Genomic DNA, 24,726 nt, shown 5'->3' on the forward strand with positions numbered 1-24,726 from the left:
ATGATAAAAAAAGCATCGATTCCTACCATAAGATTTAAGGGTTTTACAGAAACTTGAGAACAGCGTAAGTTAAAAGAAGTAGCTTTAATACATGCAAGAATAGGGTGGCAAAACTTAAGAAAATCTGAATTTTTGGAAAGCGGCGATTATTACTTAATTACAGGAACTGATTTTGATAATGGACGTGTTAATTTTAAAAGTTGTAGATATGTTGAAAAGTGGAGATATTTACAAGATAAAAAAATACAAATTAAAAACGAGAATGTCCTAATTACTAAGGCAGGAACAATAGGAAAAGTTGCATTCATCGAAGGTTTAGATAAACCCGCAACACTAAATTCTGGTGTATACAATATTGAAAATGTTTCCAAATTCTTTGATAGCAAATTTCTTTTTTATTTTTTAAATTCTTCAATTTTTACTGAATATATAAATAAAAAAATAACTGGCTCAATTATAAAAAATTTAAATCAAAACATAATCGAAAATTTTCCTATAAATTACCCAAATGGGGATGAACAAGAAAAACTCGGAAATCTTTTTTATAGTCTTGATAACCTTATCTCTTTTCATCAGCGTAAGTATTTAAAACTTGAACAAATTAAAAAGTCCTTATTGAAAAAAATGCTCCCTAATGATTATAAAAATACTCCATATATTCGTTTTAGAGGCTTTAGTGAATCTTGAAAACAGCGTAAGTTAAAAGAAGTAGCTTTAATACATGCAAGAATAGGGTGGCAAAACTTAAGAAAATCTGAATTTTTGGAAAGCGGCGATTATTACTTAATTACAGGAACTGATTTTGATAATGGACGTGTTAATTTTAAAAGTTGTAGATATGTTGAAAAGTGGAGATATTTACAAGATAAAAAAATACAAATTAAAAACGAGAATGTCCTAATTACTAAGGCAGGAACAATAGGAAAAGTTGCATTCATCGAAGGTTTAGATAAACCCGCAACACTAAATTCTGGTGTATACAATATTGAAAATGTTTCCAAATTCTTTGATAGCAAATTTCTTTTTTATTTTTTAAATTCTTCAATTTTTACTGAATATACAAATAAAAAAATAACTGGCTCAATTATAAAAAATTTAAATCAAAACATAATCGAAAATTTTCCTATAAATTACCCAAATGGGGATGAACAAGAAAAACTCGGAAAATTCTTCTTTCAACTCGATAATCTTATCACTCTTCACCAGCATAAGTGTGAAAAGCTTAAAAAAATAAAAAAATCATTGTTAGAAAAAATGCTTGTATAAAAAGGCGGTAATAGTATGTTTAAAACCGAAAAAGAATTCGAAAATGCTCTTATAAAGAGACTTATTAATAGACGATGAGATCCTGAAATACTTGAATATAAAGACGAAAAGCAACTTATAGATAATTGAGCTGAAATTCTTTTTAAAAACAACAAAAATATCAATTCTTTGGATAAATATAAATTAACAGAAGGAGAAAAAGCGCAATTAATTGAACATATAAATAAATTTAAAACTCCTTGAGAATTAAATAATTTTATAAATGGTAAAATTATAACAATTGTAAGAGACCATCCCGAACACACTGCAAAATTCGGAAAAGAAGTTGATTTAAAAATATATGATAAAAATCAAATAGCTGGTGGTGAAAGTACATATCAAATTGTTAGACAACCAATTTTTAAAAGTTCGAAACCATTAATTAGTGATAGAAGAGGTGATTTAACACTTTTAATAAATGGTATGCCACTTATACATATAGAACTCAAAAAATCAAAAAACCAGTTAGATGAAGCTATATTTCAAATTCAAAAATATGCAAATGAGGAAGTTTTTACTGGTCTATTTTCTCTTGTACAGGTTTTTGTTGCTATGACTCCTGAGGAAACTAGATATTTTGCTAATCCTGGAAAAAAATTCGACCCTTCCCTTTATTTTAAATGAATGGACAAAAATAATAACGAATACAAAAATTGAACAGGTATAGCTGATAATTTACTTTCAATACCAGAAGCTCATAAATTAATCGGATTTTACACAATACCAGATACTAGTGATAAAAAATTAAAAGTACTGAGAAGTTATCAATACCACGCTGTTGAAGCCATTCTTGACAGAGTTAATAATGCAAGATGAAATAAAAACGATAATCGTGGTGGTTATATTTGGCATACAACAGGTTCTGGGAAAACAATGACAAGTTTTAAGGCCGCAAAGTTAATTTCAGATACAGATAAAGCACATAAAGTTGTTTTTTTATTTGATAGAGTTGAATTGTATTCCCAATCTCGTGAAGCATATAATTCTTTCGAGGTTGATCAACCTGAAGATGACGACAAAAAAACATTTCAAAAAACAAAAAATAAATATGATTTGATAAAAAAATTAAAACTAAAAAGATCAACAAACAAACTTATAGTAACATCAATACAGAAAATGAGTGAAATTTGTGACGAACTATATAATTCTAAAGATTTACAAATTATTCAAAAAAAACAAATAGTTTTTATTGTAGATGAATGTCACCGAACAACATTTGGTAAAATGCTTAAAAAAATTAAAAACGATTATTTCCCAAATGCTATTTATTTTGGATTTACAGGTACTCCAATTAGAGCAAAAAATAACAAAAAAAATCTTACAACAGATTCTATATTCGGAGAACCTTTGCATACATACACTATTTTCGAGGGTATAAGAGATAAAAATGTTCTTGGATTCGACACAAATAAAAGAAAAACTTTTAGCTATGATGAATTAAGAACTAAAATTGCCTTAAGAGAAAGCCAAGCTTCTAATGTCGAAGAAGCTCTTACAGATCCTGTGAAAAGAGAAATTTATGACAAGTTCAAAAAAATACCAATGATTTCAGACGAAAATAACAAAGGGATTGAGGATTATATAAATGATATGCAATATGATTTTAATGAAAATATCCCAATTGAAAAAACTCATCCTTATATCGTTGTTAAAGATATCTTGAAAAATTGGATCGAAACAAGTAGAAATTCGAAATTTCATGCTATTTTTACTGTTCCAAAAATTGAAACAGCAATCAAATACTATAAACTGTTTAAAGAAATGATGGGAAAAAATAATCTTCCTTCAATAAAAATTGCCTGTCTATTTAACGAAAATATAAATAATGATGAAAAAGCGATTTTTAAAGAAAAATCAATTATTGAAATAATAAATGATTACAATTATAATTTTAACCAAAATTTCAGTATTTCTAAGTACAGTTCTTATGAAGAAGATATATCTCTTAGACTTTCTCATAAAAAACCATACAATGAAATTCACATTAAAAAAGAAAAGCAATTAGATCTTTTAATTGTTGTAAAACAAATGCTAACAGGATTCGATTCTAAATGATTAAATACATTATATGTAGATAAAAAAATGGAATATGAGGATATAATTCAATCCTTTTCAAGAACGAATCGCATTTTTGGAGAGTTAGAGGGGAAACCTCACGGAATAATAAAATACTATCGCTATCCTTACACTATGGAAAAAAACATAAAAGAGGCTTTTAAGCTTTACTCTTTTAATAATACTGAGGGTATTTTTGTAAATAAATTACATCAAAATTTAAAAAAACTAAATGAAACATTCGATGAAATAAAATGACTTTTCAATAGCAATAAAATTAAAAATTTTGAAAAATCACCCAATACTGAAGAAGATAAATCCAGATTCAAAAAGCTTTTCAGACAATTTAAAAAATATCTTGAGCCTTCAGAGATTCAGGGTTTTAATTTCAATAATCTTGAATATAAATTTGACGAAGAGGATTTTAAGGGGTCTATAAAAATGCTATTTAATCAACAAGATATTTGAACTTTAGAAAAAAGATATGAAGACCTAAAAACTAGAATACCAAGAAATAAATATCAAAAAATTCAATATGATGTAATTTCAAACATAAATGAGAGTAGTCCCGTTTTAATAGATGAAAATTATATTGAAAAACTTTTTTCAGAAGTCATAAGCAATGAAAAAAATAATGAAGAAAAAACGCAAAAATTATATGCTATGCTTTCAGAGAATGAACAATTTTATTTTGAAAAAATAAGAGAAGATTTTAGAAATGGTAATTTAAAAAATAAAGGAAATAAGAAATTAAGAGATTATCTAATTGAGTACAAATGAAATCATAGAGAAAAGAAAATTAAGGATTTTATTCAGATTTTTGGAATTGACGAGAGAATGACGTTTGATTTAATAGATAGAAATCTAAATTCCTCAAATTATAATGAAGGTGGTATTTTCACTAAGTTATTTGAAACTGTAAAATGAGATAAAGCAAGATTTTATTGAAAAAACAAGGAATCTATTTCTTTCTCTGAAGGTAAAATTAAAATTAAAACATACAAAGAAATAAAAGATTTTATATTAAAAAGGAAATTTGAAGATTAAAAAAATTTAATTTTAGATAAACGACGTGGAAATTCTACGTTGTTTTTTATCACTTGAGAACAGTATAAGTTAAAACAAATAACTATAATGAAATATGGCGAGGGCAATACAATACCAAAAAAACGGGGGGTATATCCCGTTTATGGTTCTAATGGAATTGTTTCATTTACAGAAAGGTGAAATAACGAGAACGGAATAATTGTTGGACATATAGGAACAGTAGGTAATGTTGTTTGAGCTGAAGGAAAACATTTTGTAACATATAACGGAACAATTATAAAAGGTATTTCAAATATTGTTTTAGATAAATATTTATATTATTGTTTAGTTTTAAAAAAATTAGAAAAATTAAAAAAAGGTGGGCAACCATTTCTCTCTATATCAGATATAGAAAATACAGAAATTTTTATTCCTTCACTAAAATTTCAAGAAAAAACATCAATATTCTTTAGTAATTTTGATAACCTTATCTCTTTTCATCAGCGTAAGTATTTAAAACTTGAACAAATTAAAAAGTCCTTATTGAAAAAAATGCTCCCTAATGATTATAAAAATACTCCATCTATTCGTTTTAGAGGCTTTAGTGAATCTTGAAAACAGCGTAAGTTAAAAGAAGTAATAGATATCACTAAAGGAGAGCAGTTAAATAAGGAAAAAATGTTTCATTATGGGCTATATCCTGTCATTAATGGAGGAACATCTCCTACAGGATATTTTAATAAATATAATCAAGAGGCTAATACAATTACAATTGCCCAAGGTGGAGCAGCTGGATATGTAGATTTCCAACAAAAAAGATTTTGAGCCAGCTCTCACTGCTACATTATTTATTTGAAAAATAACGAAAAAATATCAAATAAGTTTTTGTTTTACGTTTTAAAAAACAAAGAATACATTATTAGACAAAAAGCTTATGGAGCGACAATTATGTCTGTTGATAAAGAAAGCATTTTAACTTTATTTCTTTCATTACCGATTTTCAATGAACAAGAAAAACTCGGAAAATTCTTCTTTCAACTCGATAATCTTATCACTCTTCACCAGCGTGAGTAATTATTAGTCAATAGAAAGGATTAAATGATAAAAAATTCAAAAAAAGAATTATTTTATGACTATTTTCAAAGATGGATAACAATTTATAAAGAAGGATCTATTCGAAAAGTTACAATGAATAAATATAAGTTAACCTTATCATGAATTCAAAAGCTTGCTCCAAAATTAAGAGTTTGTGATCTTAATCGAATTACCTACCAAAAACTACTTAACGATTTTGCTCTTAGTCACGAGAGACAAACTACAATGGATTTTCACCATCAAATGAAATCGGCTATATTAGATATAGTAGATGAAGGAATAATTTCTCGAGATCCTACTCGGAAGGTGATTATCAAAGGAAAAACTCCAAGAAAAAAGAAAATTAAATATTTAAACCAGTTTCAACTTCATACACTCTTAAAAAACTTAAAATTAGATGAACAATTAAATTATGATTGATTAATTTTATTAATAGCTAAAACGGGAATGCGGTTTTCAGAAGCAATCGCTCTTACTCCTAATGATTTTGATTTTGCTTCTCAAAATATTACAATTAACAAAACATGAGATTATAAATCAGATGGCGGTTTTCAACCAACTAAAAATAAATCATCTATTAGAAAAATTAAAATTGATTGAATGGTAGCTTCTCAATTTGCTGGTTTAATTAAAAATCTTGATCCAGATAAACCTATTTTTATAAAATTAGAAAATTCTATTTACAATTCTACTATTAACAATATTCTTCAAAGACGTTGCAAAAAGGCACAATTACCAATTATCACAATTCATGGACTTAGACATACACATGCATCCCTATTATTATTTGCTGGCGTAAGTATTGCAAGCGTGGCTAAAAGACTTGGACATTCTAGCATTAATACAACCGAAAGAACATATTTGCACATCATTCAAGAGCTTGAAAATAAGGATGTAGACTTAGTAATGCGTTCATTATCTATTTTAAATTAATAAATAATTTATTACCACGCTGGTGAAGGGTTATAAAAATATAAAAGCATCTTTTAAGAAAGATGCTTTTATATTTTAATTCTGTTTTAATAATAATTGAATTTTACTATTTCGGTATTCTATTCTAATTTGATTAATTGATATTTTTATATTATTTCTAATTACATAAAGATATTCAAATCCATTAACTTTTCTATTTTTATTCATCATTAATGCACTTATTTCGTGAATAGATGAAATTTCATCTTTATAATTTAATTTTCCATTATCATCATGCAAAATAGCCATTTCCCCATTTTTATGATAAAAAGTTTCATTAATTTGAAAGTATCCGTCACTAATCATTTCTTTAAAAGAAACTTTCAAAGGTTTGATATCAAAACTTCCCTTTTCTACTTCTCCAATACTTGGAACTACTGAATCGATTCGTTTTTGTCCAATTTTTATGTATTTAGGATCTTTTTCAATCATAGTGAAATTTCGTCCCATTTTTTTAGCAACTGCTCCAGTAGTCATTGAGCCACCAAAAGGATCTAAAATTAAATCATTTTCTTTAGTAAAAAGAGCAATAATTCGATATAAAAGTGCTTCAGGTTTTTGAGTGTTATGAAATTTATTTCCATTTTCATCTTTTAAACGCTCATTTCCTGAACAAACTGCAAATTCTCATATAGAACCCATTTGCTTTCCACTATTTAAAAATTTACCGGTTTTATAATTAAAAGTAAATCTACTCTTTTTACTTTTAGAAGCTCAAATTAAAGTTTCATGACTATTATTTAAACGTGTTCCTGCAAAATTAGGGGTTGGATTACTCTTTTTTCAAATAATGTCATTAATTACTCAAAATCCAAGTTCTCTTAAAATTGAACCTATTTCATAAATTGATTGCATTCCGGAAATCAGACAAATTGTTCCATCGTCTTTTAATACTCTTTTTACTTCTTTTAATCAATTATAAGTAAACTTTTTATACTCATCCATTGAAGTAAATTTGTCCCAATCATCATCGCACCCGTCAAACTCGCTACCTTCAACACGATAAAGTTTTTTACCCTCCGGAATTTGCATAAAATAAGGAGGGTCAGCAAAACAAAAGTCAAAAGTTTTCTCAGGAATTTTTTGCATTATTTCAATATTATCACCAACTAAAATTTTGTTTTTAAATTCCATTTTTCCTCCTGTGCTGCTTAAAAAATTATTTTAAATTTAATCTTTGTCTTTTAGCTTTTTCTAAATTATCTCCTGGTTGAAATAATTCATTTCTTAATAAAATATATTGTTCTTCATTAGAATTTAATTTATTTCAATCTTTGTCAGGCAATTTTATTAATGCTTGTAAAATTTCTTTACTTGTTCCAAAATCCGGTACAGTAAATTCGATTGTTGAATTTTTTTGTTTATAATTTTTTAAATGTTTTTTAAGTTCTTCTCATAAAGTATGACCATTTTTTAAAGAACTAAAAAATTCGCCTCCATAATGCAAATTCATTTCAACACCTTCTATTTTAGTGTTCTTCATTTTTTTAAGATAATACTTCCTATTTTTCTTAAGTTGGTCATCAACAAATCACATAGAAGCCTTAATTGGCTTTGCATTATGCTTGTGCTTAATTAAGTTTATTTTTTCTTGAAAATTTGCATATTGTCCACGTTTTTTGGTGCTATCATGATCATCACGCACTTTCATTTCTACAACATAAATTGCTTTTTCATCACCAAAATATTGATCAAGGTTTAGATATGTTGCATTTTTAGAATTAATCAAATGTTTATCAAAATTAGTATAACCTAACTTTTGAATATACTTAGTTGTTATTTCTTCTAAAATATCTCCAAACTTAATTTCATTACTTTGTGTGATATTTTGAAGTAATTTTTGTTTAGCATTAGAAAGTCTAAATAATCCTGAATATCTTGATGGATTATTTATAATTTTCTGCAATAACAAAATATAAAAATCTTCTCCACCTTTAAGATGTTTTGTAATTATTTCATCAAATTCTTCTTCTGAAATGTACATAAAACCCTTCTTTATAATATCGCTTTTTAATTATAAAGTTTTATATTAAAAAGCATTGAAAAGTTATTAAAAATAGCATTACAATAAATCTTAATTTATATAAAAAAGTCCAATACAATTGTATTAGACCATTTTTTCTAAAATGGTGGAGATGACGGGAGTCGAACCCGTGTCCACATGCAAATGCAGGTATGCTTCTACAGTTTAGTTAATTTTAATTAAGTTATTAAATCTCTAAATTAACAAAAGCTAATTTATAACTTTGACAAGTTTTCATGAATAAAACGTCACTTTATCCACTATCCTTTAGACCCACCAATCCAATAAAGGAGTTTTGGTTGATGACTTTGACGCTAATTAAAATGCGTAAGCAAAGGTTTGATTTTGTACCATCATTGATGGTGAAACTTGTTTAGATTTTCCGTTTATTGAAACCTAGTAGTTTTTAAGGTGAACCACACCACTGCAACATACAAACACCCACACGTGTCGAAACCATTACATCCCCATAATTAAAGGTAATTTTTAATTGCTTTTTGTAATCTTTTATTTGTTTCTTCTTGAGCAAGTTTTTGACGTTTATCGTATTTTTTGAGTCCTTTAGCAAGAGCAATTTCCAGTTTAATTTTACCATTTTTAAAATACATTTTTAGCGGAATTAAAGTTAAAGGTTGCGTTTCTAAAGTAAAGTTAATTTTAGCAATTTCACTTTTATGAAGTAATAATTTTCTATCACGAAGTTCATCAACTTTTAAAAGCATGTATTTATTAAAATGAGCTTCTTTTAAAAACATTTCTCCTTTATAAATTGAACAATAAGCATTAGCTAAATTAACCTGACTTGCTCGTGCAGATTTAACTTCTCAACCCAAAAGAGAAATGCCAGCTTCATATTTATCTAAAATTTCATAATCACGAAAGGCTTTTTTATTGTTAGAGATAATCTTCATAATAGTATATAAATTTTAACATTTAAAAAGCAAATCAGGGATAATTCCTGATTTGCTGGTTATAAATTTGTTGATAGTTTGGTTTTAATGTCAGGATTTTCAGTTAAAAAGTCTTTCATGGCTTTTTTACCTTGGGCAACGTTTTTGCCCTCATATGAATATCAAGCTCCTTTTTTAACTAAATTTCCATTTTCAACACTTAAATCAATAATTTCACCAAGTGTGTCAATTCCTCGCGAGAATAAAATTTCACTAGTTCCGACTTTATATGGTGCTGAAAGTTTATTTTTAACCACTTTAAATTTCACTTCATTACCAATTGAATCCTTTCCGTCCCCTAAAACTCCGCCTTTGCGAACTTCAATTCGAATTGAAGAGTAAAATTTTAAGGCTCTACCACCGGTAGTAGTTTCAGGATTTCCGAAAATAACTCCAACTTTTTCACGAATTTGATTAATAAAAATAACAGTGGTTTTATTTTTGTTTAAACTGGCGGTAATTTTTCGTAAAGCTTTAGACATCAAACGAGCTTGGAGACCAATTTGTTGGTCTCGCATTTCTCCATTTAATTCAGCTTCAGGAACAAGTGCAGCAACTGAATCTACTACAATTAAATCCACATGCCCGCTTTTAGAAAGCAAATCAACAATTTCTAGAGCTTGCTCACCTGAATCAGGTTGTGATAAAAGTAATGTATCGACATTTACTCCAATATTTTGTGCATAAACAGGATCAATTGAATGTTCAGCATCAATAAAAGCTGCTATCCCGCCATTTTTTTGCACTTCAGCAATTGCGTGTAATGACAAAGTTGTTTTTCCACAACTTTCAGGTCCATAAATTTCAATAACTCTTCCCTTTGGAAACCCATTTATCCCTAATAATTTATTTAAAACATAGCTTCCACTTGAGAATACTTCAGTATCCCCATAGGGAACATCTCCTAGAATCATTATTGATTCTGAACCGAAACGTTTTTCGATTTCTTTTAAGGTATCTTTAATTAATTTTTGTTTGTCTTCCATACTAACTCCATTCAGTTAGTTAATATTATTTTAATCAAAAAAATTAAAAATAAAACTTTTACAGGATTTTTCCACCTTTTTAAATCAAAAACAAAACAAAAAGTGCCTTAAGCACTTCATTATTTACGAATTTTAAGTTCTTCAAGACATTTTAAATATTCAGCTGGATTAGTTTTTTTAAGATGTTGTAATAATACTTTACGTTTAGCGATTTTTGCTAAGAAACCTCTTTTTGAGTGGTTATCTTTAGGATTGTTTTGGAAGTGTGGTTTTAAAAGTTCAATATCCTCAGTTAAAATCGCAATTTGAACAAACGCATTTCCAGTATCTTTTGGGTTTTTGCCGTATTTAGCAACTAATTCAGCTTTTTTTTCTTTAGTAACCATAATTATCTCCTTAATTATGTTTTAAACATAGTTAAAATATTTATTTTTTAACCAAGTTTAAAATTTATGTTTTCAATTTTGTTAATTTATTATATCAAGTTTTTGTTTTTTATAAAATAAGATTTGGCTTTTTGGATATCTTCTTCACTAACAATATCGTTTGGTTTTGAAGTAATTGTTTTAATTTTAGTTATTAACTCCACTAAAAGTCTCTGTTTTTGCGGAAATTTGGTGTCTTTATCAATTAAATAAATATATTTATTAGAATCTAAAGATTGATGAATTACTCCATAATAAACCATAATTGGACTTTTAATTAAAACAACATAAATCCCACTATGAAGTGGAGTGAGTTTTTGACTAACTTCAAGAAGATTTGGAGCATTGAAAGTTCCTGAAAAAGCATAATTTCTTGGCAATAGTAAATTGAGTTTTTCAATATCTCCAAATTCTAAAAGATCTTTAAGATCTTTGGTGCTAATTTTAACATTTTTTACTTTATATAAATCTAAAACACTTACTTTGGCATTTGGGAGAATTTGAGCAATATCTTCTGCAACATATTTTGCTCCTTTCCCAAATTTAAAATCCTTTCCAACGGTAATATTAACTGCTTTATTTAAAAAGATTTTTTCTAAAAAATCTTTTCCATCCATAAGTGAAACTTTTGAAAAATTTAATTCAATAACTCCATCAATACCTAATGAAGATAAGGTGGTATATTTTGCAAAATTATCAGTAAAAAAATATTTGCCAAATTTAGGCATTAATTCTTCATTATTAAAGCAAATAATAATTTTTCTCCCTGAATTTGTGGAAATATTTTTTAATAACTGAAAATGACCTAGATGAAAAGATTCAAATGAACCAATAATAAAACTATCATTATCTTGAACTTCAAAATTATCAATATTATAAATAATCATATTTTTAAATAATCTTTAACTCTTTAAGTTTTAAGTATACACCCTGGTATTCACAATCAATAGCAACATCTTTTGCAACACTTTTAAGCTTTTCGCTTGCTCGTTCCATGGCCACTCCATATCCAGCATCACGAATCATCTCAAAATCATTAGATCCATCCCCAAAAGTAATTAATTCTTCAGTGCTAATTCCTAATTTTTGGCATAAATAATTAATAGTGTAAAACTTATTGATATTCTTAGGTAAAATGAATAATCCTCTGGTTCAAATTGAATTTACTTCCATTGATAAGTTATGTTTTTCAATGTAATCATTAATTCTTTGAATTAGTTCTTGTGGATTTTCTCTGTTAATGGTAATTAAAAACAAATTATCATGGCTAAGTAATTCTTCATCAAAATCCACGTAATTATGGGCATTTGGTCCAACAAATCAACTTTCTAAATTTAAATTCGGAGACTTAAACACCTTATCAAAATCTGAAATTGAAATTCCTTTAATATCATCTTTAAATTCATGATAAACTTGAATAACTTCTTCTTTAATTAAAGTTTTTTTAAAAAGAAACTCTTTTTTAGCAACATCTCAAATAAAAGAACCGTTTGATCCAATAAAATAATCAGGCTTAAGTTGTTCTAAAAAATCTCCAATAGTTGCAAATTCTCTTGCTGTAGCTAAAACGGTAATGATGTTTTGCTCCTTTAATTGAGCAAACATATTTTTAGTTTCAAGTCCAAAATGTATTTGTGAATTTGGAAGTAAAGTTCCATCAACATCAAAAGCTGCCATTTTAATTTTTCCGTGTAGTGTTTTCATTTATATCCTTTCTAATAATACTTTTTTAGGGTAGTATTTGTTGTTTTTAACTTCACCAACTGAAATAATTTGAGAGTTTTTAACAACTAAATATTGCCCATTTTCTTTTAAAATTTCAAATTCATTTCCGTTTTTGAGTTTTTGTTCTTGGTGAAAATTTATTTCAAAAGTTGGAAAGTTGATTAACTTTTGAAAATCTATTTCGTCATACTCATTTTCTGGTAAGTTTTCTAAACTAATTTCTCCAATTTTTATGCGTTTTAGTTTAGTCATTACACAAGTAGTGTCTAAAAAGAATGCAATATCGCGTAAAATTGAACGTACATATCCGCCTGAAGAAATTTTCATTTCAAATTCAGCAATGTAATTTTGCTCATCAAAATTAAGTAATTTTAAATAATGAATTTGAATTTTTTGTGGTTTAACTTCAAAATCAATATTTTCTCGAAGCAGTTGATGAGCTCTTATTCCATTAATTTTTTTTGCACTTAATTTAGGTGGAATTTGTTCACTCTGAGCAGAAACGTACTTAATAGCTTCTTGTAATTGCTCTTTTGTAAATTCCTTTTTTCCACTAAATTGTGGAGTATTATTATAATTATCCAGCGAATTACTTTCATAAAAAAACTGACATTGTGCAATATATGTTTTAGTAGTGTGAGAAATATATTCAAGTAGTTTAGTATCTTGATGAGTGGCGATAATTAACAATCCACTTGCAAGCGGATCAAGAGTTCCAGTATGCCCAATTTTTTTAGTATTTAATTTTTGGCCAAGTTTGCGTACCTGTGCATTGCAAAAAACATTAGAAGGCTTATTAAATCTTAAAAACATAATACCTCCTATTTAACTATTTAATTTTACTAAATTTTAAGTGCTTTAGAATTTAAAGCTTTTTATTTATGCTCGAAAAATTGGTATAATAAATTACAATTATGGCACAAAAAGGTAAACCAATTATCATTTTTACAGGACCTAGTGGAGTTGGAAAAGGAACAGTAGAAAGATTGCTTTTTGATTTTGAGGAATTAAATTTATATCTTTCGTGTTCTGCAACTACCCGCAAACCTCGAGAAGGTGAAATTAATGGGATTCACTATCATTTTATTAGCGTAGATGATTTTAGACATAAAATCAAATCACGCAAGTTTATTGAATTCTCATATCATTTTAACAACTATTATGGAACACTGTACTCTGAACTTGATAAAATCCATGCAAAAAACCGTGTGCCTATGCTTGAAATTGAAACTCGTGGAGCAAAACAAGTTATTGAAAAATTGTTAAAAAATAATGAGCATAATTACAATCTCATTACCATTTTTTTAGCTCCCCCTTCAGTTGAAGAACTCAAAAAACGCATTATTAATCGAGGAACTGAAACTAGCGAAGTTATCAAAGCTCGTTTACAAAAAGCTAGCGAAGAACTCAATGAAGCAAATATTTTTAAATACACAATTATTAACGACATTCCGGAGCGAGCCGCAGAAGAAATTCGTAACATTTTACATAAAGAATTAGGAATTAATGATTATAGCAAGTAAATCAATTAAAGGAAACTATCGCTCAAAAAATGATGATCGAATAGGGGTTTTTGAAAACGAATGAGCTACTTTAGCAATTTTATGCGATGGAATTGGCGGCTATTCAGGGGGAGATATTGCAGCTAATATTGTTGTTTCTGAGTTCGGAATTAATTTCCAAAAAGAATTTAAATTCACCGAATTTACACAAATTGAGCAATGAGTAGACAAAACCGTATTCAAATGTCGAAGTTTAATTAAAAAGGCTGCATTACAAAACAAAATTACTCAAAACATGGGAACTACCTTAACTGGAGCCATTATTTTACCAACTCAACAAAAAGCACTTTTATTTAATTCTGGAGATTCAAGAGTTTATATTTTAACTAAAAATAAAAACTTAATTCAAGCAACAAAAGATAATAATGTTGAAAATAAGCTTATTGAAGAAGGACATAGCATTGAAGTTGCTAAGAAAAATCCGCTTGCTTCATACTTAACATCTGCAGTAGGATTAAATATTAAAACCACAATTCATTTTGAAGAAATTGAAAGTGAAATTTATCAAAAAATTGCTAAATTTCTTATTACTAGTGATGGAGTGCATAGTTTTTTATACTTAATGGAGCTTCAACATATTTTAAATATGGAGCTTACCCCAAATGAGCAAATTGATGAACTTTTAGAGCGGGCTACTCTAGCTGAATCTACCGATAATATAAGTGCAATTATTATCGATATGGAGCATAAAGATGAAAAATAAATATATTTTAGAAAGTTCAAAAGTTCATCAAAAATATCAAATTGAAAAACTCATTGGCTCAGGCGGAATGGGTTCGGTTTTTTTGGTCCATCCAAAAAATAATCCAAATCAAAAATTTGCCTTAAAATATTATAAAAACGCAATGCAAACAAATAATGCCCTTCGATTTAAATCTGAAGCTCATTTACTTGATAAAATAAGTAGCAAATTTATTCCTAAATTTGAAGAATTTTACGAAGATGAAGCAGAAATGTTTTATGTAATGGAATACATTCAAGGAGAAACACTAAGCAATTTACTAGCTAAAAAAGGTCGTCTAGATACCCGTAGAGCTATTAATTATATGAAGCAAATTAACGAAGGTATTGGAGAATTACATGTTTTTAATATCATCCATCGAGATATTAAAAGTCAAAATATCATTGTAACGAAAAATCAAGAAATTAAAATTGTTGATTTAGGAATTTCATTAACTCCTAATTCTCAAAGAATCACAAAAACTAGTACAGTTGTCTGTTCGCCTTATTATGCAGCTCCTGAAATTAATTCTAAAATTACTAAAGCCGTTGATATTTATGCTCTAGGAATAGTCTTTTTTGAAATGCTAACTGGAAAATATCCTTTTAAAGGAAAAGATGAATACGAAACAATTAAAATGCACAAAGAAAAAACTTTCCCTAACATTCGTGAATTTATTGATGTCCCATGATCAATTCATAATATTATTGCAAAAGCAGTAGCTAAAGACCCTAAAAAACGTTATGAAAACGTTTGGCAATTTAATAAGGATTTAAGTAAAGCACTAACTCCAGAAGGAAAAGCAGAAAAACCTTTAAATATTAAAACATTACAGGTTCAAAAAAGTAAAGATTTATTTTTTGCTTCAAATAAATTTTTACTTTTTGGTCTGATTTTTGTGCTTTTAGTAATTATCAATGTTTTAATTTTAATGTTTGTCGGTGTAAAATAGGTGATTGAATGCAAGGAAAAATTTTTAGTATTATAGGCGGAATTTACACTGTTAAATTAGCTAATGGGGCATTAATTAAAATTCCAGGAGCTGGTAAATTAAGGTATTTAAATTTAACTCCTTTAGTTGGAGATAATATCATTGTGGAAAATGATCAAGTATCACAAATTTTGCCTCGTAAAAATGAGTTTATCCGTCCAAAAGTAGCTAATATTGACCAAATGATCTTACTAATGTCTTTTAAGGAACCACAATTTAGTAGTTTTTTACTTGATAAATATTTAAGCATTGTGGAAAATAAAAAAATCAATCCAATTTTGTTTTTTACTAAAGCTGATTTAGAAATTGATATTAATATTTTTCAAAAATATCAAAATATGGGCTATTTATGTTATTTAATTAATAATAACAATCCAACTTATATTAATGAAGTAAAATCAATTTTCAAAGACAAATACTCAGTATTTATGGGACAAACAGGTGTTGGAAAAACTACTACCATTAACAAATTAAGTAATAATAATTATCAAACTCAAGCGATATCAAAAGCACTCGGAAGAGGGAAACATACTACTAGAGCAATTCATATTACTGAATTTAACAATGGTTATTTAGTTGATACTCCGGGTTTTTCATCGCTAGATTTAGATATGGATAAATATCAATTGGCCCGTAGTTTCAAGGAATTTGATATTTTAGCTCAAAGGTGTAAGTTTCGCTCATGTTTACATATTAATGAAGCTACTGAGATGTGTGCCATTAAACAAGCAATAAATACAGCAAAAATCCCTCAGTTTCGATATGATAATTATTTAAAATTACAATCCCAACTTACAGAAAAGGAAAAATAATGAAAAAATATGTAACTCCCAGTCTACTAAATGTACCAGAAAATCAGCGTTTAAGTATGGCAAAAACTTTAATTGAGCAAGGAATAAAATGAATTCATTATGATATTATGGATGGTGAATTTGTTCCAAATAATGCTATTGAAGTTAGTGAAATTATTAACATTGATAAAAATGCTCCTAAGCATTTTAAAGATGCTCATTTAATGGTCACTGATCCATATTTATATGCTAATTTACTTAGTGATTATGTCGATTTAATTACTTTTCATTATGAAGCAATAGTTGATGATACTGATGAGTTTTTAAATTATTTAATCGAAAACAAAGATCAATTAAAAATTGGGCTTGCAATTAAACCTAATACTCCTGTAGAAAGTATTAAGGAATTTTTGCCACATTTAGCTCTAGTTTTAGTTATGTCTGTTGAACCTGGTAAGGGAGGACAAACATTTATTTCTGGATCTGTAAATAAAATCAGAGAACTTAAAAATATTCGTGCAGCTAAAGCTTATCAATATTTAATTCAAGTTGATGGTGGGATAAATGATCAAACCGGACCGCTTTGCTTTAAAGCAGGAGCTGATGCTTGCGTAGCTGGAACTTATTTAGTTTTTGAGCCTACAAAAGAAAGAATTAACACAATTTTAGGTCGTAAATATCAAAATTAGAAATTTCTGCTTTTATAAATTAACCATTAATACAAGAACAAATAATTTTTATTGTTCTTGTATTTTTATAAAAAATGTCCCAAAATATATTTATTTGTCCCTTATGTGGTAAAATTTTAATGGATAAATAGGAAAATGGAGAGAGCAAAATGAAAAAAGCTAACGTTATTAATTTAATAAAGTATTATAGTGAAAAAAATGATTGAGCTTTCAGAAATGAAGCTTATCAAATCGCAAGTGAATTTGACAAAATAGGAGATTATCAATTAGCCGAATATGTTATGTCTTTGCTCTCTGGACAAAACACTTTTGTTCCACAAATAAATGAAAAATACTCAAGTTTTGTTAAAAAAGTTTCTGTGAATACTGATCCATTACCTATTCCTGATGCTATAAATAATGATATTTTAGGAATAATTAATGTAGCCGCAAAACAAATAGCAATAAACAAATTTTTATTTCAAGGTCCTCCTGGAACAGGAAAAACAGAAAGCGCAAAACAAATAGCAAGAATACTAAAAAGAGATCTGTTTATTGTTGATTTTACAACTTTAATTGATAGTAAATTAGGGCAAACAGGAAAAAATATTGCTCAATTATTTTATGAAATTAATAGCTTAAACGCTCCTGAAAAAGCAGTAATTTTATTTGACGAAATTGATGCTTTAGCTTTAGATCGGACACATTCTGATGACCATAGAGAAATGGGAAGAGCAACTACAACTGTTTTAAATGGACTAGATAATTTAAATGAAAAAATTGTACTAATTGCCACAACTAATCTTTATAAACATTTTGAGAAAGCTTTAATAAGAAGATTTGATTATGTAATTGATTTTAGTAGATATACCCGTGAAGACTTAATTGAAATATCAGAAATTATTTTAAATAGCTATTTATCAAAATTCAAAACCGCTAATCGAAATATGCGTTTATTTAAAAAAATAATCTCCTTAATGAAAGATATACCTCTTCCAGGTGAATTAAAAAATTTAATAAAAACATCCTTAGCATTTAGTTCACCAAGTGATGGTGATGATTATTTTAGAAGAATATATAAAATTGCATGTAATGAGGATATAAACGATCTTAAAACATTACAAAAACAAGGTTTTACTTTAAGAGAAATAGAAATACTTACAGGGGTTTCAAAAAGTAAAGCATCCAGAGATTTGAAGGAGTAATAAATAATGAATCCGATTCTTCAATTAAAAGGTGATTTAAAACAAAGAAAATCAAACAACGGAGGCGGTGCCTCTAATATTCCTAAAGAAAGTTTTGTTAAAATTGAAAAATTAGAAAAATTAAGAAGTGATTTAGAAGAAGTTAAGAAATTTTGATTAAACGAAAAACTATTAAATAAAGTTCTTGTAAGAGCTCATTATAAAGAAATAGTTGCAAAAAGCAATAGAATAAAAGGAATATTTGGAAAAGATTCTGAAGCGAACAACAAACTTGTTGTTGGAGCAAAATTTAAAGTAAATATAACAGAAGGAAAAGAAGAAAAGAAACACATTATAACTTATTGTATTACTAACAAAATTTTAAATGAAGCGATAAATAAAATTCAATTAATTATTTCGTTTTTGAAAGCAAATTCAAAGCAAGAAATAAGTTACAATGATATAAATGAAATTAACAAGAAAAAAATTGGTAATCTTTTTGAAGGGAAAAATGAATTATCAATTCCAAAAAGCAGATTTATAAATATTATTGTTGATGCATATTATTTAGAAGGGTTTGATGTACAAAAAGAGGTTAAAGATTTTGATGGAAATTCGATTATTACAATTTATGATACAGGAACTAAAATATCTGAAATTCTAGAAAAATTAGAAATAGAAACATTAAATTATAGTATTGTTGATAACACTACTGTTTCATTAACCAAAGATCAATATAACAAACTCAAAAATAAAGCTCCTTATTTAATATCAATGGGAGTAAAAGATCTTATGAGTATTGATCCTGTTAGTTCTTTAGAAAATAATGATTGAGTAGTCGCTATACCAGACCCAACTAATGAACCTACTATTGGTGTAATAGATACACTATTTGATAAAAGAGTATATTTTTCAAAATGAGTTGAATTTAAAAATATGCTTGATAAAAACATTACTACTTCTCAAAAAGACTATGAACATGGTACAATGGTTTCATCAATTATTGTAGATGGACCAACAATAAATCCTGAATTAGACGATGGATGTGGTCGTTTTAAAGTTAGACACTTTGGAGTTGCTCCAGCTAGTGAATTTAGTATTTTAAGTATTTTAAAATCTATTGAGGAAATAATTGTTTCTAATAGAGATATTAAGGTTTGAAATTTATCATTAGGTTCTAAAATAGAGATTCAAGAAAATTACATTTCTTATATAGCTGCTCTTTTAGATAAAATTCAATACGAAAATAATGTAATATTTGTGGTTGCAGGAACAAATAAAGAACTACCTAATGTTGAAAAAATTGGTGATCCAGCTGATTCAATTAATTCAATAGTAGTAAATTCTGTGGGATTTGATGGTAAGCCTGCTAATTATGCAAGAAAAGGTCCTGTATTATCTTTTTTTCGAAAACCAGATGTAAGTTATTATGGTGGTACTAGAGGAAATTATATAAAAGTATGCGGACCAAACGGAGAAGCTAAAATAGCAGGAACATCATTTGCGGTCCCTTGAATTACAAGAAAAGTAGCTTACCTTATTGAAGTATTGGGTTTAACAAGAGAATTAGCAAAGGCTCTTATTATTGATTCAGCAGCAGGTTGAGAAAATAATTTAAATGATCACAATCTTATAGGATATGGTATTGTCCCTAAGCATATAAACGATATTATAAAGACAGATCCTTCGGAGATAAAATTTTTAATTAGTGGAGTTTCAGAAAAATATGATACTTATAGCTACGATATTCCTGTCCCTATTGATTCTAAGATAAAGAAACATCCTTTTGTTTCGAAAAGTACTTTGTGTTATTTTCCTAAATGTTCAAGAAACCAAGGAGTTGATTACACAAATACAGAAATGGACATTCATTTTGGTGCATTAGTTTTGAAAAACGAAAAAACAACTATTAAATCAATCAATGAAAATAGACAATCTGAAAATGAAAATTTATCTCTAAAAGAATCAAAAGCTCGTAAATTGTTTAGAAAATGAGATAATGTTAAGCATATTCGAGAAAATAAAACAACAGCAGAAGGAAGGCCTAGACAACCAAAAGATGTAATCAAAAATTATTCTTGAGGAATAAGCATTAAAACAAAAGCAAGACAAAGTTTTTTAGACGGGAAAAATTTAGCATTTGGTGTTGTTGTAACTTTAAGAGAAATATATGGTAAAAACAGAATAGATGACTTTATTCAGCAAGCTTCAGGCAGAGGTTGATTTGTTAAAAAAATTGAAATTAAAAATAAAATTGATATTTACAATAAAGCCAGTGAAGAAATAAAATTCAATAATGATGATCTAAACAAAAATTAAAATAGAGCAGTTAAATTTTCTGCTCTATTTTTTGTTAATTTTAATATATTCATCTAATTTTGGTTGAAACTCTTTAACAAAAGATGAATTTTTTATTTCTTCAATTTCTTGATTGCTTATAACTTCATTTTTATTTATTTTATCCACTAATTTAAGGTACATTTCTTGTTGATTATTAATTTCTCTTTGTAAATGTTCATAATCTTGAAAGGTAAAAACTTGATTTAAAATCTTAGTTTGAAAAAAACTTAAAGCCACATTATTAAAAAAGTTATTTAATTGATCTGAGTAGTGATCTTGAGCATCATTTAATTGATTATACTTTGGTTCTTTTAATAAATCGCTTGAATATTTGTTTAATTCTTCCTTTGCTGAAGTAATTCCTAAAAAGTTCTGTTTACTCTCAGTATCAAGTAATAAATAGGGAGTTATTGCTTCTAAAGAATCGTATTTTAGTGAGTTATCTAAAAGTTTTTTTAATAATTCTCTTCCAACACTAAGAAGTGATTGAATTTGGGCTGATAACATTTGTTGTTTTTGTTGGGATACAGGATTTAATGCAGTTGAAGAATTAATTTCAATTTGATGTAAAATATTTTGATAAATATTTTCAGAATTATGTAGTGATATAAGCATAAATTCAAGCTTTTGGGAATTCTCTTTACTTAAAGAAGATTTTCTTTCAACTTCTTTAACAAAGTTTTGAAATTCTATAACACTATCTCTAAAAAAGTTTTTTTGGAACAAATTATCACAAGAAATAACACTTAACCCACTTAAAGTTATAGTGCTTAAAGGTAATAAGATTTTTAAAAGTTTTTTGAACTTTTTCATATTTTTATTTTATCAAAAAATAAACACAAACTACTGTTTGTGTTTAAGTGATTTTTCTAAATATTGATATCCCGAAACATAACTGATAATAACAGCTCCAATTAATCCAATTAAAACAACAATTGAAAGTGCTTTTTGAGCTGTTGAATAAAGATTTTCAACATTAGTAGGTATTCCATTTGAACTAAGGAAAATTCCATTTAACAGTAAAGTTACAATAATTAAAATCGAAATATAAAAAGTTTTAATTTTTGCTAATTTAGAAGCTTTAACATCCATTTGTTTACGAGCCATTTGAATTCTTAAACCATCAACAATTAAATCACGAATGACAATTAAAACAACTAAACCAGGATTAAATCAATTAGCTAAAATTAAATAAACAAGAGCTACAATTGTGATTATCTTATCGGCAAGCGGATCTCAAAGTTTTCCATAATCTGAAACTACTTTTCATTTGCGAGCCAGATACCCATCAGCAAAATCAGTTGCAATAGCAAGAGTAAAAAAGACAAACATAATTCAAGAAAGAGAAATGCGATACTTTTGAAATCTATTAAAATCACTATATATTTCGGTTCCAAAAAAGATTAAAAATGCAACCAATAAAAATGCAATTCAAATCCGCACCATTGTTAAAATATTGGGAAAATTTTCTTTGGTGATATTAAATTTCATATTAAGTTTTCATTTCATAAGTTATTTATCTCCGCTCAATTATTTTTCTTTTTTCAAAAGCATAATATTGATTTAAAAAATTTATTTCTTTTTGATATGCTTCATCAGAGATATCTTGTTTGACTTTATTTGCTTGTTCTTTAAAAAAACTTAATTCCTTAGAACATTTTGATACCCATGAATTAGCTTTGATCTCTTTTAAATTATTTAAATTTTTAACAAAGGTAGCAAATTCAGGGTTTGGTAGCACAAACCGTTTGAATTTGTCTAAATTCATTAAATCTTTAAGGTATTCAGCTGGAATAAAATTAATATCTTTCATCTTCATTTTTCCCACACTAACTTCAAAATTGTTTAATTCTTCTTCATTAAGTTCAATTAAACGATTGACACTTATAGTTAATGATTGGGTATAAGCTTTAGCTTCGGCTTTAAATTCTATAAGTAACTTTTTTTCTTTACGAGCGGTAATTTTTTCTGAAATTATTTTATAAAAAATAAATCCAACAATTAAAATAATTAACGCTCCAAAGATAATTCATATATATAAATCAGCCATAAATCTCCTATTTTTGTATTTTTAATCTTCATTTATCTGGTTTTTGCTCGGTAAATTGTTGCATAATTTTTTCTAAATCTTTTTGGCTTAAAGTAGAACGCTGGATTTCGCTGTGTAAATAAGCACTATATTGACGATAGTTAAAAGTAGGTTTTGGAGTAATTTTTTTATAAGTAATTCTCCCACCACCTGATAAAGGTTCATCAATTTCTACTTCAGTCCCATCAACAATATCTTTCATTTCTCGTTTAATTGTTTTTATTTCTTCTTGAGCTTGCTTTAATTCTTCGGCAAGTAATTTTAATTTTTCAATATTGGCTATTTCCATATCTTCCTTGATTTATTTTTACTTATTTATTGATTTTATTTAGCTAAAGGCACAATTTTTAAAGCTACCCCAAGAGCCAGCATTCCAATGTTAATTCCAAAGAAAATCAATGTTGAAAGTGCATCAGAAAGGGTGGTTAAAATTGGAGCAGACATTACTGCTGGATCTTTTTTAAGTTTCATTGCAAAAATAGGGATAATAGTTCCTAAAAACTTTGCAAAAATTACAACTACAAAAAGTGAAATAGAGCTTCCTAAAATAACAAATGTTAGTGCTCATCAACTCGCTTCACTTTTAAAAATTAAAAAGTATAAATAGAGTCTTAAAATATTAAAAGCAAACATTATCAGACCCACAATTGAAGCCACTTTAACTTCTTTTAAAATAGCTTTCCCAGCGTCTTTAAACTCTAAATCTCCTAAAGCAGTGGCCCGAGTTATTGTAGTTGAACTTTGTGAACCAGCATTTCCTGCAGATCCAGAAATAACTGGAATTAGTCCCACAATAATAGCAACTGAAATGTTAATATGTAAGGAATGTACAATAAATTCCTGACTAATATTGGTAAATTTTTCAATTACAAGCTGACTAATAGTTGCTGAAAGCATTAGTACCAATAACCACAAAATACGGGACTTTACAATAGTTTTAACGGTTGTTTTTAAATAACTTTCTTCAGCGGCATCGGGATTAATTCCGCTCATTTTATAAATATCTTCAGTAGCTGCTTCTTGAATAACGTCAATTACATCATCAGAAGTAATCATTCCAATAAGATAATTTTCTCGATTTATAACTGGAAGCGTTGAGCGGTCTTGATCAGCAAAAATTAATGCTGCTTGTTCTTTGGAATCGTAAGTGTAAACCGATCTTGCTGGCGAATAAATATCATCAATAATAACATCTTCATCAGAAAAGACAATTTCCTCAAGCATTATTGAGCCAAGTAACATTCCATTTTGATTAACTACATATAAGTTATGGCTTAATTCCACTTTATTGCGATAATCTCGGCGGATTTTAGCTAGTGCTTTTTTACAAGTTAAAGTGTTAGTTAAAGTTGAAATATCAACTGACATAATACTTCCGACTTGATCATCATCATAAGATAAAATTGCGTTAATTTTATCACGTTTTTCTTGGTCAGTATGATTTAAAATTTTGCGAGTTAAATTGGCTGGAAGATCTTCTAAAATATCGGCTAGCTCGTCAGTTTGAAGCTCTTGTAGGAGCTTCATTCCCCAATCTTCAGTTAAATTATTAACTAGCTGGAATTGTACATCTTCATCTAAATATGAAAAAAGTTCAGCCACATCAGCAGTTTTGAGTGAACGCAACAAAAAGAGCTGATCACTAGGAATTAAACTTTGAGTTGCATATGCAATATCAGCTAAAGTATATTCATCTAAAAAATCACGAATTTTTTTAATACTCTTACTATGAATTAACTCAATTAATTCAAGAAGGATTTTATCTTCAATATCATTTGGTAAATCAAAATTTTTGTTTTCTAACATTGAACCTCCTTT

Annotated in this window: 24 protein-coding genes and 1 other RNA gene; 11 read left to right on the top strand and 14 right to left on the bottom strand. The window is 27.5% G+C overall.

Features of this window, described 5'->3' with window-relative positions:
• From EXC58_RS04130 to EXC58_RS04145, 4 genes are all read left to right on the top strand, one after another.
• A complete protein-coding gene (locus tag EXC58_RS04130) occupies positions 1–1,266 on the top strand; it encodes a restriction endonuclease subunit S (RefSeq protein WP_129725764.1) in 1,266 nt (421 codons plus the stop codon).
• 15 nt (positions 1,267–1,281) lie between these two features.
• A complete protein-coding gene (locus tag EXC58_RS04135; RefSeq protein WP_129725765.1) occupies positions 1,282–4,407 on the top strand; it encodes a type I restriction endonuclease subunit R in 3,126 nt (1,041 codons plus the stop codon).
• Between the two features lie 87 nt (positions 4,408–4,494).
• Positions 4,495–5,460, top strand: coding sequence for a restriction endonuclease subunit S (locus tag EXC58_RS04140; RefSeq protein WP_129725766.1), 966 nt, complete (start codon positions 4,495–4,497; stop codon positions 5,458–5,460).
• Positions 5,461–5,484: 24 nt separating this feature from the next.
• Positions 5,485–6,414, top strand: coding sequence for a site-specific integrase (locus tag EXC58_RS04145; protein WP_129725767.1), 930 nt, complete (start codon positions 5,485–5,487; stop codon positions 6,412–6,414).
• A gap of 75 nt (positions 6,415–6,489) precedes the next feature.
• Here the strand turns inward: EXC58_RS04145 and EXC58_RS04150 are convergent, their stop codons facing one another.
• From EXC58_RS04150 to EXC58_RS04190, 9 genes are all read right to left on the bottom strand, one after another.
• A complete protein-coding gene (locus EXC58_RS04150; RefSeq protein ID WP_129725768.1) occupies positions 6,490–7,587 on the bottom strand; it encodes a DNA-methyltransferase in 1,098 nt (365 codons plus the stop codon).
• A 25-nt stretch (positions 7,588–7,612) separates the two neighbouring features.
• Positions 7,613–8,437, bottom strand: a complete 825-nt coding sequence (locus EXC58_RS04155) for an HpyAIV family type II restriction enzyme (protein ID WP_129725769.1) — start codon at positions 8,435–8,437, stop codon at positions 7,613–7,615.
• A 143-nt stretch (positions 8,438–8,580) separates the two neighbouring features.
• Positions 8,581–8,945: a transfer-messenger RNA gene (gene ssrA, locus EXC58_RS04160) on the bottom strand.
• Positions 8,946–8,949: 4 nt separating this feature from the next.
• Positions 8,950–9,387: an SsrA-binding protein SmpB gene (gene smpB / locus EXC58_RS04165; RefSeq protein WP_129725770.1), complete on the bottom strand. Its 438-nt coding sequence runs from the start codon at positions 9,385–9,387 to the stop codon at positions 8,950–8,952.
• Positions 9,388–9,446: 59 nt separating this feature from the next.
• Positions 9,447–10,412: a recombinase RecA gene (gene recA, locus EXC58_RS04170; RefSeq protein ID WP_129725771.1), complete on the bottom strand. Its 966-nt coding sequence runs from the start codon at positions 10,410–10,412 to the stop codon at positions 9,447–9,449.
• A gap of 119 nt (positions 10,413–10,531) precedes the next feature.
• Positions 10,532–10,798, bottom strand: coding sequence for a 30S ribosomal protein S15 (rpsO, locus tag EXC58_RS04175; protein WP_129725772.1), 267 nt, complete (start codon positions 10,796–10,798; stop codon positions 10,532–10,534).
• An 89-nt stretch (positions 10,799–10,887) separates the two neighbouring features.
• Complete coding sequence (locus EXC58_RS04180) at positions 10,888–11,724, bottom strand: FAD synthase (RefSeq protein ID WP_129725773.1); 837 nt, start codon at positions 11,722–11,724, stop codon at positions 10,888–10,890.
• A 4-nt stretch (positions 11,725–11,728) separates the two neighbouring features.
• Positions 11,729–12,541 carry a YcsE-related riboflavin metabolism phosphatase gene (locus EXC58_RS04185; protein WP_129725774.1) on the bottom strand — a complete coding sequence of 271 codons (813 nt, stop codon included), beginning with the start codon at positions 12,539–12,541 and terminating at the stop codon, positions 11,729–11,731.
• Positions 12,542–13,375, bottom strand: coding sequence for a pseudouridine synthase family protein (locus EXC58_RS04190; protein ID WP_129725775.1), 834 nt, complete (start codon positions 13,373–13,375; stop codon positions 12,542–12,544).
• Positions 13,376–13,476: 101 nt separating this feature from the next.
• On the opposite strand from EXC58_RS04190, the gene gmk reads away from it, so the two are divergent.
• From gmk to EXC58_RS04225, 7 genes are all read left to right on the top strand, one after another.
• On the top strand, positions 13,477–14,085 hold the full coding sequence (gene gmk / locus EXC58_RS04195; RefSeq protein ID WP_129725776.1) for a guanylate kinase: 609 nt from the start codon (positions 13,477–13,479) through the stop codon (positions 14,083–14,085).
• Complete coding sequence (locus EXC58_RS04200) at positions 14,069–14,827, top strand: PP2C family protein-serine/threonine phosphatase (RefSeq protein WP_129725777.1); 759 nt, start codon at positions 14,069–14,071, stop codon at positions 14,825–14,827. The genes gmk and EXC58_RS04200 overlap by 17 nt, the downstream gene beginning before the upstream one ends.
• Positions 14,817–15,797, top strand: coding sequence for a serine/threonine-protein kinase (locus EXC58_RS04205; protein WP_129725778.1), 981 nt, complete (start codon positions 14,817–14,819; stop codon positions 15,795–15,797). Before EXC58_RS04200 ends, EXC58_RS04205 begins: the two co-directional genes overlap by 11 nt.
• An 8-nt stretch (positions 15,798–15,805) precedes the next feature.
• Entirely contained in the window at positions 15,806–16,648 is an 843-nt protein-coding gene (gene rsgA, locus EXC58_RS04210) for a ribosome small subunit-dependent GTPase A (protein WP_129725779.1), read from the top strand.
• Complete coding sequence (locus EXC58_RS04215; protein WP_129725780.1) at positions 16,648–17,316, top strand: ribulose-phosphate 3-epimerase; 669 nt, start codon at positions 16,648–16,650, stop codon at positions 17,314–17,316. Before rsgA ends, EXC58_RS04215 begins: the two co-directional genes overlap by 1 nt.
• A 149-nt stretch (positions 17,317–17,465) precedes the next feature.
• The gene (locus EXC58_RS04220) at positions 17,466–18,500 is read left to right on the top strand and encodes an ATP-binding protein (RefSeq protein WP_129725782.1); all 1,035 of its coding nucleotides are present in this window, start codon (positions 17,466–17,468) and stop codon (positions 18,498–18,500) included.
• 6 nt (positions 18,501–18,506) lie between these two features.
• Positions 18,507–20,798: a S8 family peptidase gene (locus EXC58_RS04225; RefSeq protein ID WP_129725784.1), complete on the top strand. Its 2,292-nt coding sequence runs from the start codon at positions 18,507–18,509 to the stop codon at positions 20,796–20,798.
• A gap of 24 nt (positions 20,799–20,822) precedes the next feature.
• On the opposite strand, the gene EXC58_RS04230 is transcribed toward EXC58_RS04225, so the two are convergent.
• The 5 genes from EXC58_RS04230 to mgtE are packed head-to-tail and all read right to left on the bottom strand — an operon-like array spanning position 20,823 to position 24,714.
• Positions 20,823–21,632, bottom strand: coding sequence for a hypothetical protein (locus EXC58_RS04230; protein ID WP_129725786.1), 810 nt, complete (start codon positions 21,630–21,632; stop codon positions 20,823–20,825).
• Positions 21,633–21,662: 30 nt separating this feature from the next.
• Entirely contained in the window at positions 21,663–22,310 is a 648-nt protein-coding gene (gene pgsA / locus EXC58_RS04235; protein WP_129725788.1) for a CDP-diacylglycerol--glycerol-3-phosphate 3-phosphatidyltransferase, read from the bottom strand.
• Between the two features lie 25 nt (positions 22,311–22,335).
• Positions 22,336–22,869 (bottom strand): MHJ_0274 family protein, encoded by a 534-nt coding sequence (locus tag EXC58_RS04240; RefSeq protein WP_129725790.1) that lies wholly within the window; start codon positions 22,867–22,869, stop codon positions 22,336–22,338.
• 7 nt (positions 22,870–22,876) lie between these two features.
• The gene (locus tag EXC58_RS04245) at positions 22,877–23,197 is read right to left on the bottom strand and encodes a hypothetical protein (protein WP_129725792.1); all 321 of its coding nucleotides are present in this window, start codon (positions 23,195–23,197) and stop codon (positions 22,877–22,879) included.
• Positions 23,198–23,232: 35 nt separating this feature from the next.
• Positions 23,233–24,714 carry a magnesium transporter gene (gene mgtE / locus EXC58_RS04250; protein WP_129725794.1) on the bottom strand — a complete coding sequence of 494 codons (1,482 nt, stop codon included), beginning with the start codon at positions 24,712–24,714 and terminating at the stop codon, positions 23,233–23,235.
• Between the last annotated feature and the right edge of the window lie 12 nt (positions 24,715–24,726).

The organism is Mycoplasmopsis citelli (assembly GCF_900660645.1).
Lineage (GTDB): Bacteria > Bacillota_I > Bacilli_A > Mycoplasmatales > Metamycoplasmataceae > Mycoplasmopsis > Mycoplasmopsis citelli.